Origin of the sequence: Bombilactobacillus bombi, assembly GCF_013607485.1 — a bacterium.
GTDB lineage: Bacteria > Bacillota > Bacilli > Lactobacillales > Lactobacillaceae > Bombilactobacillus > Bombilactobacillus bombi_A.
On sequence record NZ_SCHP01000033.1, the window covers coordinates 1 to 12,932 of the forward strand.

The 12,932-nt window shown below is 34.5% G+C and carries 13 protein-coding genes and 1 other RNA gene; 11 read left to right on the forward strand and 3 right to left on the reverse strand.

The window, feature by feature from the left end:
- The first annotated feature begins 145 nt into the window (after positions 1 to 145).
- The 5 genes from EQ827_RS06370 (at position 146) to ssrA (ending at position 3,781) form a co-directional block, all read left to right on the forward strand.
- A complete protein-coding gene (locus EQ827_RS06370) occupies positions 146 to 454 on the forward strand; it encodes a hypothetical protein (RefSeq protein WP_181190158.1) in 309 nt (102 codons plus the stop codon).
- A gap of 28 nt (positions 455 to 482) precedes the next feature.
- Positions 483 to 851 (forward strand): competence type IV pilus minor pilin ComGF, encoded by a 369-nt coding sequence (locus tag EQ827_RS06375; protein ID WP_181190159.1) that lies wholly within the window; start codon positions 483 to 485, stop codon positions 849 to 851.
- A 209-nt stretch (positions 852 to 1,060) separates the two neighbouring features.
- A complete protein-coding gene (locus EQ827_RS06380; protein ID WP_181190160.1) occupies positions 1,061 to 2,083 on the forward strand; it encodes a class I SAM-dependent methyltransferase in 1,023 nt (340 codons plus the stop codon).
- A 1-nt stretch (position 2,084) separates the two neighbouring features.
- Positions 2,085 to 3,275 carry an acetate/propionate family kinase gene (locus tag EQ827_RS06385; protein ID WP_181190161.1) on the forward strand — a complete coding sequence of 397 codons (1,191 nt, stop codon included), beginning with the start codon at positions 2,085 to 2,087 and terminating at the stop codon, positions 3,273 to 3,275.
- A 138-nt stretch (positions 3,276 to 3,413) separates the two neighbouring features.
- Positions 3,414 to 3,781: a transfer-messenger RNA gene (ssrA, locus tag EQ827_RS06390) on the forward strand.
- A 205-nt stretch (positions 3,782 to 3,986) separates the two neighbouring features.
- Here ssrA and EQ827_RS06395 read toward each other — a convergent pair.
- Positions 3,987 to 5,156 carry an iron-containing alcohol dehydrogenase gene (locus tag EQ827_RS06395; protein WP_181190162.1) on the reverse strand — a complete coding sequence of 390 codons (1,170 nt, stop codon included), beginning with the start codon at positions 5,154 to 5,156 and terminating at the stop codon, positions 3,987 to 3,989.
- A 157-nt stretch (positions 5,157 to 5,313) separates the two neighbouring features.
- Between EQ827_RS06395 and EQ827_RS09255 the strand changes: the two genes are divergently transcribed.
- Complete coding sequence (locus EQ827_RS09255) at positions 5,314 to 5,976, forward strand: C40 family peptidase (RefSeq protein ID WP_373563510.1); 663 nt, start codon at positions 5,314 to 5,316, stop codon at positions 5,974 to 5,976.
- Between the two features lie 4 nt (positions 5,977 to 5,980).
- A complete protein-coding gene (locus EQ827_RS06405; protein ID WP_181190164.1) occupies positions 5,981 to 6,172 on the forward strand; it encodes a hypothetical protein in 192 nt (63 codons plus the stop codon).
- Positions 6,173 to 6,357: 185 nt separating this feature from the next.
- Here the strand turns inward: EQ827_RS06405 and EQ827_RS06410 are convergent, their stop codons facing one another.
- Entirely contained in the window at positions 6,358 to 6,831 is a 474-nt protein-coding gene (locus tag EQ827_RS06410; RefSeq protein ID WP_181190165.1) for a nucleoside 2-deoxyribosyltransferase, read from the reverse strand.
- Between the two features lie 145 nt (positions 6,832 to 6,976).
- Here EQ827_RS06410 and EQ827_RS06415 point away from each other — a divergent pair, with 145 nt between their 5' ends.
- The 3 genes from EQ827_RS06415 to EQ827_RS06425 are packed head-to-tail and all read left to right on the forward strand — an operon-like array spanning position 6,977 to position 10,001.
- On the forward strand, positions 6,977 to 7,804 hold the full coding sequence (locus EQ827_RS06415; protein ID WP_181190166.1) for a Cof-type HAD-IIB family hydrolase: 828 nt from the start codon (positions 6,977 to 6,979) through the stop codon (positions 7,802 to 7,804).
- 11 nt (positions 7,805 to 7,815) lie between these two features.
- Positions 7,816 to 8,538, forward strand: a complete 723-nt coding sequence (locus EQ827_RS06420; protein WP_181190167.1) for a response regulator transcription factor — start codon at positions 7,816 to 7,818, stop codon at positions 8,536 to 8,538.
- Positions 8,535 to 10,001, forward strand: coding sequence for a sensor histidine kinase (locus tag EQ827_RS06425; protein WP_181190168.1), 1,467 nt, complete (start codon positions 8,535 to 8,537; stop codon positions 9,999 to 10,001). Before EQ827_RS06420 ends, EQ827_RS06425 begins: the two co-directional genes overlap by 4 nt.
- A 100-nt stretch (positions 10,002 to 10,101) precedes the next feature.
- Here EQ827_RS06425 and EQ827_RS06430 read toward each other — a convergent pair whose 3' ends face one another.
- The gene (locus EQ827_RS06430; RefSeq protein WP_219912660.1) at positions 10,102 to 12,258 is read right to left on the reverse strand and encodes an LTA synthase family protein; all 2,157 of its coding nucleotides are present in this window, start codon (positions 12,256 to 12,258) and stop codon (positions 10,102 to 10,104) included.
- Between the two features lie 89 nt (positions 12,259 to 12,347).
- Between EQ827_RS06430 and EQ827_RS06435 the strand changes: the two genes are divergently transcribed.
- The coding region (locus EQ827_RS06435; RefSeq protein WP_181190169.1) for a VanZ family protein at positions 12,348 to 12,932 on the forward strand (585 nt) is incomplete at its 3' end.

The window sequence follows — 12,932 nt, forward strand, 5'->3', positions numbered from 1 at the left end:
CTACATGCCCAATTAGCTTGCCGTATCCAACCCGGTTGGATAATAATTGAAGGTGGAGAAGTAGCACCACAAACTATTACTTTTCAGTCATCTTTAACAAATAAAATTTATAAATTTAAAATTCAAATGGAGTGGGGCGAATTAATTGAAGAAAAAAAGTAGAGCATTCTTAATATTAGATAATATGCTCGGATTTTTTTTAGTAATGCAAGCTTTTTCGATTATTCCTCTTTGTATAATTCCCACACATAAAAAGTTAATTGCGGTACAAAATACGGCTTTATTAAAAGTTGCTTGCTGGCAAAAGTTGCAACAGCCTCATATAGATAGTCTGATTTTAAAAAATCAAAAATATACCTTTAAAAAGCAAGGAGCAAAACTTGAAGTATTGCAAAAAAATCAGCGCTTGGAATATGATACTAAACAAAAGACATTCCGCATTTTTACTCAGTGAAATTATTACCTCCTTGGTAATTTTAACATTGACATTATCAGCAATTTCATTGTTATTGACAACTTTTCGTCAAAATAAAAATCGCCTTTTTTATAATGATAGCAATTGGAATATTGCAATGTTGCGTCTAGAAAAAATGACGGCTGATTCCAAATTAATTACTGCTGATTCTCAAAGTGTGACTTTTGAAACTGGATCTAACAGTAAATTTCCTTATAAAAGATATCGCTTACAAATTTATCGGAACATGCTGCGTGTCACTGGAATTGATGGTGGTCATATGCCGATACTAATCCATCAACAACATTTAAAATTAGTGCCGACTAATCAATCTGTCAAAATTGAAACTACTGATCTTTTATCCAGAAAGTGGGAATATTATCTTGATTTTCAATAAGAAACATACAGCTTCTACTACCTTGTTAGCTATTTTATTGCTAAATGTGGAATGTTTAGTTATTCTGTTATACCTTAATTTTTATCAGCAGCAGTTACAATCGTATCAACAGATAGAAAAAATTTATACACAAAAAATTATATCCTTTGCTAAATAAGATTTTTTCAGCTAACATATTAGCAGGTACGGCTACACAAGGGGATGGATATATGGCACAAGCAACTACTCAACAAATTTTTAAATTTGTTGATCAAACAACGGAACAATTACAGAAAATTTTGAACGTTTCTTATCGGGATGCTTTATCTGAAAATATTTTTAATATTTTGGCGCAAAAAACTTATCAAGAGGATGGTTATCCTACACAAGAACAAGCACAGAAATTAAATGAAAGTTATCAAAAATTTAATTTAAAAACTTATTCAATAACTGATATTAAACGAGCACTAGAGTTTGCAATTGTCAAAGCACAAAAAGTTGATCAGCTCGATGTTAACTTATTAATGACACCTGATGTAATTGGAACTTTATGTGCTTTAGTGATTGCAGAAATATTTCGTGATAATTCGCAATCTCATTTAGAAGTAATGGATCCAACAATTGGTACAGGCAATTTATTAATCGAAACCGCTCTGGAACTTAAAAAAAGTACCACTTTAAATTTATCCTTACATGGTATTGATAATGATGATAGTTTGTTAACGATTGCTGCAGCATTGAGCCAAGCTGTTAATGAAAAAATTGATTTATATCATCAAGATGCAGTGGCTGATTGGATTATTAGTGATTATGATTTAGTTTTAGCTGATTTGCCTGTTGGTTATTATCCTATGGATGATAATACGCTTGATTTTCAAACACGAGCTCAAAAAGGGCACTCTTATGCCCACCATTTAATAATTGAACAAGCAATGAAGAATGTGCGACCTGGTGGAATTGGTATATTTATTGTTCCTGCTCAAATTTTTCAAACCAATCAAGCAAAAACTTTAGCCCATTGGCTGGTAAGCTCAGTTTATCTCCAAGCTGTCTTGAGCTTGCCACAAACTTTATTTGCCAGTGAAGCTGCTACAAAGTCTTTAATTGTACTGCAGCGTCATGGACAAACATCTCAACAAACCCCTCAAGTATTAATGGGAGAAATTCCCGATTTAGGGAATACCAGTGATATAATAAAATTCAAGAACCAATTGCAAAATTGGAGTCAAAAAACTTTTAAATGGGAGAAATGAGATGGAACGTAAAGTTTTAGTTGTTAATTCTGGTAGTTCAACTTTAAAATTTAAGCTTTTTGCTTTACCAGCTGAAAAGGTCATTGTGAAGGGAATGGTAGACCGCTTAGGATTAGATCATTCTGTTTTTGTGATTACTTATCAAGGTGTAAAGCATTCACAAGAAGTGCCTGTTGAATCTCACGTTCAAGCAGTAAAAATTCTAATTCAACAACTTTTGGATTTAAAAGTTATTAACGATGTTCAAGAGCTTAGTGGAGTAGGACATCGTGTCGTATCGGGTGGCCCTTACTTTGATGATTCAACTTTATTAGATAATGATAGTTTGAAAGAATTATCACAAATTGATGAATATGCTCCTTTGCATAATCCAGCCGAACGCAAGGGAATTGAAGCATTTGCTCAAATGTTGCCAGATGTGCCTCAAGTAGCTGTTTTTGATACAACTTTCCACAAAAAATTGCCTAAGATGAACCAAGTATATTCCATTCCTAAAGAATATGATGAAAAATTTGGTGCCCGGCGTTATGGAGCTCATGGTACTAGTCATGATTATGTATCACATAAAGCAGCTGAATTTTTACAAGTGCCTTATGAACAAGAAAAAATGATTAGTCTGCACATGGGTAGTGGTGTTTCTATAACTGCCATTAAAGATGGTCATTCATTTGATACGTCAATGGGTTTCACTCCTATCGCAGGCGTAACAATGAGCTCGCGGGCTGGTGATATTGACATTTCTTTAGTAGCCTTTCTGATGGAAAAACTGCAAATTAATGATATCCACACAATGATTGATATTTTGAATAACGACTCTGGTTTAAAAGGTATCTCTGGAATTTCACCAGATATGCGGGACTTAATTGCCGCCAAGGATACAAATCCTAATGCTAAATTAGCGATTGATGTCTTTATTAATCGTATTATTAAATATGTTGGATCATATATTGCTGAAATGCAGGGCGTTGATATTATGATTTTTACTGCTGGTATGGGTGAAAATAACCCGGCAATTCGTCAAGCAATTATGGATAACTTTAGTTTCTTAGGTATCGAAGTGGATCATGAAGCTAACGAAAATGGTAAGGGTATTCGAAAGATTACTACGGACAATTCTAAAATTACAGGTTTAGTAGTGCCGACTGATGAAGAATTAATGATTGTACATGAATTTGAACGCTTAGTTAAATAATAGATTAATGAATTAATTCTACTTAGTAAAACTTGAGTATGATGGAACCTAATAAGGGTTCTAATCAGACTCAAGTTTTTTATTGCTTTTATTGCTTGAAAAAATTACAGTTTTGCCCTATACTTAATAATACTTAACGGGGATGTTATGGATTCGACATATGTAGTTGAGCACTGGTTGCATCTCGTAGGTTACGTCTACGTTAAAACGTTACAGTTAAATTATAACTGCAAAAAATAATAATAATTCTTACGCTTTAGCTGCCTAACAACAGTTTTTAGCGTGATCCGTTTAGCTTTGCTCAAGGGTTAAATTGGGTCTTAAAAAATTGAGCTACGTTTGACTGCGCCACCTGAACAGTCAAAAAGAGATCATCAGGCTAGCCGTTAAGGCTAGCCCAGTTACACGGCGTTCTTAGCGGCGAATTTTAAATAGTGTAACTATGGATGTAGATGCTGGTGTGGCAGTATGTATGGACAGGAGTTCGATTCTCCTCATCTCCATTTTGGATTTATTCAAGTTTAGCCAATACTAGTCAAAGCCTTGAGCCTGTGGGTGGTTCGAGGCTTTTTCTTTTTGTTTTGTAATTCTAATTACTAAAAAAGCCTCCTAATTGTTAATATCATCCAACAATTAGGAGGCTTTTAAGATTCTAATTATATTTTTAATAGCAAGCTTACTATTGATACAGTATATAAATTAAAGTAATTCTTATTCAGCATCATAAGCAGCTTGGAAAAGTTGAACAAGCTCTTTTTTAGTACCTTTACGAGGATTGGAAGGAGCATTGCCATCTTTTAATGCATTTTCAGCCATTAATTCAAAATCTTCAGGTTTAGCACCAATTGCTTTAATGCTTCGTGGAATATTCACATCATCGCACATTTGACGCATTGCTTTAATAGATAATTCAGCAGCATCACGAGTAGATAAACCAGTAGTATCTTCACCCATAACCTCAGCTAACTGCGCAAATCTTTCAGGGCAAGCAATTAAGTTATACTGTTCAACAATTGGTAATAAGATAGCACAGCATACTCCATGAGGAGCATCATATTGACCACCTAATTGGTGAGCCATGGCATGAACGTAACCTAAATCAGCATTATTAAAGGCCATACCGCCTAACATTTCAGCTTCAACCATTTTAGTTCTTGCTTCGATATTGTGACCATTAGCAACAACTTCACGCAAACTTTCTTCAACTAATTTAATAGCTTGAATACATTGTCCGTCAGTAATTTCGTTACGATTAGTTGATACATAAGGTTCAATTGCTTGAACAAAAGTATCCATTCCCGTAGATGCAGTTAATCCAGCTGGTACATCTAACATTAGCATCGGATCATTAAATGAAACTAAAGGAACATTGCGCCAAGAAACTACAACAAATTTTAACTTGGTTTGTTCATTAGTAATAACACAGTGACGAGTCAATTCAGAAGCGGTACCGGCAGTTGTATTGACTGCCATTAATGGTGGTAAAGGATTGTCTAAGGTTTCAATACCTGCTAACTTAGTGATATCATCACCATTAGTTAAGATAATACCAGTTCCTTTACCAGCATCGTGGGAAGAACCACCACCAACAGTAATGATACTGTCACAACTATTATCTAAGTAGATTTTCTTGGCTTCTTGAATATTGCGTACTTTAGGGTTTGGTTCAACGCCATCATAAATTGCATAATCTACTCCTGCTGATTTTAATGAAGCTAATGTTTGCTCAACAGGACCATTAGGCATCTTACGCAAAAATTTATCTGTGACAATTAAAGGCTTGCTCATTTTGAGCATTTTTGCCCGCGCACCAATTTTTTTGATAACCCCTTTACCAAAGAAATTCACACTTGGCATTAAAAAATCAAAATTTTCTTTCATAGTTTAAGACTTCCTTATCATCTGCTTGTTAAAACATTATCAATATACCACCGATTTTACTATAAGTAAACGAAAATCTACTATATAAAATTAACGTTTTTATCAAGTCTATGTTATGATAAAAGTGTTAGATTCAAAGCATTTAAGGAGATTAAAAATGAAAGCTAAAACACTCAAGGCCAGCTTGGCTGCGGGAAGTATTACCGTAAGTTTGTTGAGCTTATTTGTTGTACCAACAAAGGCTCAGACAATAGTTGTTAGTCACCAAGAAAATCCAGAAATAGCTGTGGCTAATCAAACCCCAAAATTAGTTAATCCTATTCAAGTAAATACTGACCTTTTACATCCGCAGGTACAGGCACAGCCTATTGCACCGGCTCCGGTAACCTCGACAGCTGTAACTATTACTTTCCCTCAGATAGATGATTTAGATCAGGCTACAGCCGATTTTTCGGCTAATGGACTGACACAAATGGCCCAAAAGTATTTAGGTGTTCCTTATGTTTGGGGTGGAACTACTCCGCAGGGTTTTGACTGTTCTGGTTTGGTACAATATGTAGCCTTAGCTAATGGTCTTAGTTTACCACGGACCTCACAGCAACAAAGCGAATGTGGGACTTATATACCACTATCTCAAATTCAACCGGGAGATTTATTGTTTTGGGGCGAAGTAGGAGCTGCTGAGCATGTGGCTATTTATTTAGGTAATGGACAATACATTCATGCCCCACAACCTGGGCAAAACGTCAAAATAGGGCGTTTACAGTGGTTTACACCAACGTTTGGGCGCCGTTTGAATATTGATAATGGAGTGAAATAACGTAATGCAATTATCAGTGGGCATTTTGTTAATAATTATTGGCATAGGGTTATTAGGGCATGCTTTTTATAATTTTAAAAAAAGTACACAAAGCTCCAATACAAATGTCCAACAATTAATGAAAATTATTACTTGGTCTAATACGATCATGGGCATCTTGCTTATTATTTTAGGAATTGTAATTATTAAACATTAAATTAAAAATCTAATATACTGTTAATAGTTTAAAGGCTGGAGCAATTGCTCCAGCCTTTAAACTATTCAAAATTAAGTGTAATTTTAACAATTAAAAACTATAATTGAATTATCAGTAATTGTTTTGCAATTTATAGCCCCGTGGTTCTAAAAATTATCTTATTTAGTGGTATTTCATATAATATCTTAATAGGCAGTGGCTGGAAACAGCTCAAATTCCAGTTTATTGAAGTCAAAGCTGGATAATTCACTGAGATGTAAATAACGAGTAACACTAGGAAGAAGCATAAGATTGATTTCCTTCGGGGCATCATCTGGAATGATAGAAACAATAGGCTTATGGGTAGCGTAAGCATATCCATATTCAAAGGCCATCCCCGAATCTGGTTTTTGTGGTAAAAACATACCACAGACTAAATCAGCTCGATCAATTCCAAAGAGATCATTACGAAAAGTTCCCATTTGCCAGTGTGGATCTTGCAGAGCTGCAGACTGTTTAGTAACATCGATATTTTGATATTGATGTTCTAGGGGACGAAAACTGTTTTCCCAATCCACGGTGGGATTTTTTTGGAGGGCTGCTTGCCCTTTAGCCATAAAATCTTTTTCTAATGGGGAAAACCAAGAGCAAGCAAAGTAAAGAATATTCTTTTTAGTCATAATACTTCTCCCTTATTTTTTAATAATTATAGCTTAAATCCAGCTTTCAGGGAAATGAAATCTAAAGTAAATGATAATTGAATTTTATTTTTAAGCTTTTAATGATACAGTAAAATAAGGATAATATAATAGGAGTTTGGATAATATGAAATACAAATTGATTGCTAGTGATTTAGATGAAACTTTATTAAATGATGAAAAACATGTCGATGAAAAAACTCGAGCAGCTGTGCAAGCTGCCCGTAAATTAGGGGTTATCTTTGTTCCTAATACTGGCAGAGGTTTTACTCTGATTCGGCAAACTTTAGCAGAATTAGGTTTAATGGATGCTGTGGGAGAATATGTTATCTCTTTTAATGGAGGAACGATTACTGAAAATCATCAAGAAAGAGTTATTTCTAAAGTTGAAATGAGTTTTGCAGAAATTAATACACTTTTTCAAATTGGTGTCAAAAATAGAGTTACCATGCATCTTTATACTTTAACTGATATTTATGTTTATAATATTGATGATGATGAAAAACAATACTTAGATAAAATGGGATTTCAATATCATACTTTTACAAAACCTTCTATCGAATTTTTGAAAGACCAAACACTCATGAAAATGCTTTATAAGGATAAAGATCGCTCGAGCTTAGATGATTTATATTCTCAAATACCGACAGCTGTCTTAGATGATACGACCTACACCTACTCTTCTAATCGATATATGGAATTTAACAAAAAAGGTGTCAATAAGGGGAAAGGCTTATTACAGTTAGCTCAGATATTAAAAATTAAACCTGCAGAAATTATTGCAATTGGCGACAATTCTAACGATTTAAGTATGATTCAAGCAGCGGGACTAGGAGTGGCTGTTCAAAATGCAACTAAAGAAATTAAAGATGCTGCCAATTATGTAACTTCTAATGATTATAATCATGATGCTGTGGCGGAAGTTATTAAAAAATTTATTTTAACGCAGGAATAAAGGTGATAAAAATGAAGCTATTAATGATTGAAGATAATAAATCAGTATCAGAAATGATGTCCATGTTTTTTCAGAAAGAACAGTGGGAAGCAACTTTTGCTTATAATGGCGATGAAGCTGTGGAGATATTTAAAGAACAGCCCAAAGCCTGGGATATTATTACTCTAGATTTAAACTTACCGGGTAAAGACGGTATGGAAGTAGCAAAAGAAATTAGAGAAATTTCTCAAACTGTACCGATAATTATGCTGACAGCGCGCGATTCGGAAAGTGATCAAGTATTAGGGCTAGAATATGCTGATGAATATGTGACTAAGCCTTTTAGTCCGATAACTTTAATTGCACGGATTAAGGCCTTGTACCGGCGCTTGGGGTTACAAGAAGAAAAATCCGATGGACAAGTATCTAGCGATAAAAAATTCGATGTTCAAACAAAAAATTTTAAATTAAGTAGTGCTACTCGCGAAGCTTACTTGTTAGATCAAGAAATTCCAGATTTAACGCCTAAAGAATTCGACCTTTTAAAGGCTTTATCGGGTAAACCTAAGCAAGTTTTCACTCGTGAACAGTTATTACAGCAGGTTTGGGGCTATGATTATTTTGGTGATGAGCGGACAGTTGATGCCCACATCAAAAAGTTGCGTCATAAAGTTGAGCAAGTTGGTCCCCAAATTATCCAAACAGTTTGGGGCGTGGGTTATAAATTTGACGATTCGGATGTGCAGAATCAATGAAGTTAATTTATCAATATATGCTAGGCTTTTTAGTAGTTGTGGTCACTTGTCTAAGCTTGATTGCCATTGCTATTTATCATTATAGTGAAAATATGGCTTATCAACAGACTTGGACCCAACTAGAGGGCTATTCTGATAATCTTCAATCGATGGCTTTAAGAGTGGATCCACAAACAGGAAATATTAAGAATATTACCCCTGAAACTTTTGCTTCCGTGCAAGAAGTTTTGGCAAATGAAAAAGTAACTTTTGCTATGTTTGATAAACATGGACATGAGTCATATCCGTCAGTGACGACTGAACCATCTTTTGATCGGCGGACTTGGAAACTATTACAGGCGGGCACAGTCATTCGTGAAAGAAACAGTCATCGTAATCATCAAGCACCTTTGTTTCGCAAACATCCTATGACTTATATTATTAAGCCTTGGTTTGATAAGGATAATAATTTGGTTGCTATTTTGTGGGTTGGTGCTGAAGTTTCAGCAGTTGAAACTAACATCAATTCCATTAAAAATAACTTGATTCTAGCTTTTTTAGTGTCGACAATTTTAGCAGTCATTATGAGTTGGTTTTTAGCTAGCTGGCAGGTTAAGCGAATTGATCGCTTACGTCAAGCAACTAAACAAGTAGCTGCAGGAGATTTTGCAGTCCAAATTGCCCAAAATGGCCGCGATGAAATAGATGATTTGGCATCTGATTTTAACGAAATGGCCCATTCTTTGCAGCAATCTAATGAAGAAATTGAGCGACAGGAGCAACGCCGTAAAGAATTCATGGCTGACGCCGCCCATGAGATGCGGACACCGTTAACCACCATTAATGGCCTGCTGGAGGGTTTAGCTTATGACGCCATTCCAAAAGAATCACGCGCCAAAAGTATTACTTTAATGCGCAATGAAACTAAACGCCTAATTCGTTTAGTCAATGAGAACTTAGATTATGAAAAAATCCGAACTAATCAAATTCCGTTAAAGCAACGCATTTTTGAAATTAAGGCGCCTTTAGAGAATATTGTTTCCCAGTTAACCAAAAAGACCATGGTTGCTCATGATAAATTGCGTTTACAGGTGGGCGAAGATACCAAAGTATATGCTGATTATGATCGTTTTATTCAGATAATTTTTAATATTACACAAAATGCGATTCAATTTACTAAAAATGGGACTATTACCATTATTGCTAAGCATGACCCAGCTTTAGCCGCCACTACGATTAAAATCTCTGATAATGGAATCGGCATGGGCCCTGATCAGGTAAAAAATATTTGGGAACGTTACTATAAAGCAGATCCTTCTCGAAAAAAAACCAAATATGGTGAATCTGGTTTAGGATTAGCAATTGTGCATCAGTTAATGCAGCAACATCAAGGAAAAATTAGTGTTCAAAGTAAACTAGATGTAGGTACGACCTTTACTTTAATCTTTTATGATCGTGAGATAATTGAACAAAATAAAAATTAATTCTTTAAATAAATAAGTTATTTATGTAATAAGAGTCTGGGACAATGTTAGGTCCCAGACTCTTATTTGTATTTTATAATAATTTTAGAACCACAATATTTTATTGCGCCTTATGTCGTGGTTTAGAGCTGAAATTGTTTTGCTGGGGAATTTCGTAAATTGGAGCATTATTATTTTGTAATTCTGGGGCATCAGTTTTATAGAGCCCAGTAGTAGACTTATTACCATTATGCGAGAACAAACTAGTGGAATGTTCACCGAGGTTATTTCGTATTTTCAGCAGCTGCTGGTATTGATTTTGATAATTATATTTTTTGGGATCTACCGGGGTAAAGCCTTGTGGTGTATAAAATCGTAAAAGGTTAGTTTTATTAATAGTATCGGAAAGCTCTAATTCATGATTTTTATTATGAGAAATTTTTTGAAGCTTTTGGCGCAAAAGCTCATCCGGCTGAAATAATTTTTCGCCATTACTATTTTGATAAATTGTCATTTTATCATTGTTATTGACCACTGTGTATTTAGGGGTAATGAAGGAACGATTACGAAAAATAACATTTTGATCATGCTGAGGTGACAATAAATCCGATCCCATAAAAATATAAGGCTTAGTATTGACTCCTAATAAGTGTAATAAAGTTGGCAAAGAATCAATTTCACCGCCATATTGCTTTTGAATGCCTCCTTTTAAACCAGGCATATGAATCATAAAGGGTACACGTTGTAATTGTAGATGATCAAATTCAGTCCAGGTATTCGGATCACGATTTAATAAAGGAGCAAGTGCAGATTCATCGCCTTCATTAAGACCAAAATGGTCCCCATATAAAACTACAATGGAATTATTATATAAGCCACTTGATTTTAGATAGTCAAAAAACTCATGGACTGCCTCATCTAAATAATGAGCAGTAGCAAAATAATTATTTACCATAGTATTATTGGTATCAGGTTTTTCAAAACCGTCAGTATCAACATCTGAGAGCTCATAGGGATTATGATTAGTAACAGTCAAAAATTTAGCATAGAAGGGTTGTTGTAATTGTTCTAAATATTTGATGCTTTCTGAAAATAATAATTTATCTTTGCTGCCCCAATAGGTATTACTATCAGCTGTTTGCTGATAATATTTTTGGTCAAAGAAGTAGTGATATCCCATATTTTTATAAACGGTATCGCGACTCCAAAATGATCCAATATTACCGTGGAAAACCGCACTGGTATAATGTTGTTGCTGGTCCAAAATAGCTGGAGCTGCTTGAAAAGTATTATTAGTACCTAAACTAGTAAAAAAAGATCCTTCAGGCAAGCCAAACAGACTAGTTTCAAGCATGGTTTCGGCATCGCTAGTTTTGCCTTGTCCTACTTCATGAAAAAAGTTTGCAAAACTCAAGGTGTTATTGTCGTGATAAAGACTATTTAAAAACGGTGTAACTTCTTGATTTTTCACTTTACTATCAATTAAAAATTGTTGGAAACTTTCTAAATGAATGATGATAACATTTTTGCCCCGGGCGACGCCAGCGTATTGAGGATTGGCAGCGGCATAATGTTGATGAACAAATTGTAACACGGGATCCATACTTGTCCCTTGAGCGGTTGAGCGCAGCGAGTTACTTTGAGCAGTTTTGAGGCCATCATAGGCTAAAAAAGAATTTAAACCAAGATATTTAACAATATAGGTTCGATCAAAAGTGCGCAATAGCAACTGCGGCCGACTTAATTCGGCTAAAAATAAATTTAAACTTAATCCAGCAAGTGCGAGGCTGGTAATAGTAAAAGCTTGTAAGCGACTATAAGGACGAGAATCAAAACCGATTTTTTTAGTACCTAATAAAATGATTAAAATAATCAAATCAACAAAATAAATTACATCATGAATTTGGGCCATAGCAATTGCACTGCTGCCCAATCCCTTAGAGACTTTGCCGACGCTCACAATCGTATTAAAGCTAATAAAATCATTAAATTCACGATAATACAAAATGTTACTATACAATAGAATTGTTTCTAACAAATAAATAACAAAAGCTATTAGGTAAGTAGCTTTAGGTTTTTTAAAATATAAGGTCAAACTCAGCAAAAGCAAAGTAGAGGCTAGGGGATTAATAATTAATAATAGATGCTGCATGGGATCCATTGCTCCCATATTAAAATCCCAATAATAAGCAATTACAGTTTTAATCCAGATGAAAGCTACTAACAATAAAATCCAGCCTGTACGGCGTTTTAAAAGGTGTTTCAAATTTGTTATCATGATAATCTTTTCTCTCCAGAGGAATTATCGGTTAATATAGATTTAATTTTACCATTTTATCAGGTAAGATAGCCACTAGAGGTATTAAGATGATTTTTTTAAATTCGTTATATCAGCAAATTTACTTGCAATATTCTGATAAAATCAACCATTTTCCCTTAATTCGTTTAATATTTTATAGCGTTGATAAAACTATTTTTTATTTTTTGATATTTTTAATTGTTCGCTATAGTTATCAGTGCTTGAAAAAACGCCCCCATCATTGGTCTCATGAACTGCTAGTCGATAGTTTTGTGATTTATTTAATGTTGCTATTTTTTTTGACAGTTTTTCGTCATGGATATTTTCCTTGGGACTTTCATTTTTATTGGCAGCGGCCATTAAGTGAAGTTAATTGGCGACCCTTAGTAGAAACTTTTAAATTGACATCGGGCACGTCGCTTTTAGATTTTTTTTATAATTTTGGCGGCAACATTGCCTGGTTCATTCCTTGGGGATTCATGTACCCACATTTAAAAGCACACAAGGCCGGTTTTTGGCTTACAGTATTAAGTGGAATGTTAGTTTCATTGTTGATTGAAAGCCTGCAATTTCTGTTATTTACGGGGGTTAGCGATATTGATGATGTAATTTTTAATACGTGCGGGGCCATGTTAGGTTATGAAATATATTAC

What these genes read in the sequence shown, in the direction of transcription:
- EQ827_RS06380 (WP_181190160.1), top strand. Translation starts at nt 1,061, where the DNA reads ATGGCACAAGCAACTACTCAACAAATTTTTAAATTTGTTGATCAAACA.
- EQ827_RS06385 (WP_181190161.1), top strand. Translation starts at nt 2,085, where the DNA reads ATGGAACGTAAAGTTTTAGTTGTTAATTCTGGTAGTTCAACTTTAAAA.
- EQ827_RS06395 (WP_181190162.1), bottom strand. Translation starts at nt 5,156, where the DNA reads ATGAAAGAAAATTTTGATTTTTTAATGCCAAGTGTGAATTTCTTTGGT.
- EQ827_RS09255 (WP_373563510.1), top strand. Translation starts at nt 5,314, where the DNA reads ATGAAAGCTAAAACACTCAAGGCCAGCTTGGCTGCGGGAAGTATTACC.
- EQ827_RS06405 (WP_181190164.1), top strand. Translation starts at nt 5,981, where the DNA reads ATGCAATTATCAGTGGGCATTTTGTTAATAATTATTGGCATAGGGTTA.
- EQ827_RS06410 (WP_181190165.1), bottom strand. Translation starts at nt 6,831, where the DNA reads ATGACTAAAAAGAATATTCTTTACTTTGCTTGCTCTTGGTTTTCCCCA.
- EQ827_RS06415 (WP_181190166.1), top strand. Translation starts at nt 6,977, where the DNA reads ATGAAATACAAATTGATTGCTAGTGATTTAGATGAAACTTTATTAAAT.
- EQ827_RS06420 (WP_181190167.1), top strand. Translation starts at nt 7,816, where the DNA reads ATGAAGCTATTAATGATTGAAGATAATAAATCAGTATCAGAAATGATG.
- EQ827_RS06425 (WP_181190168.1), top strand. Translation starts at nt 8,535, where the DNA reads ATGAAGTTAATTTATCAATATATGCTAGGCTTTTTAGTAGTTGTGGTC.
- EQ827_RS06430 (WP_219912660.1), bottom strand. Translation starts at nt 12,258, where the DNA reads ATGATAACAAATTTGAAACACCTTTTAAAACGCCGTACAGGCTGGATT.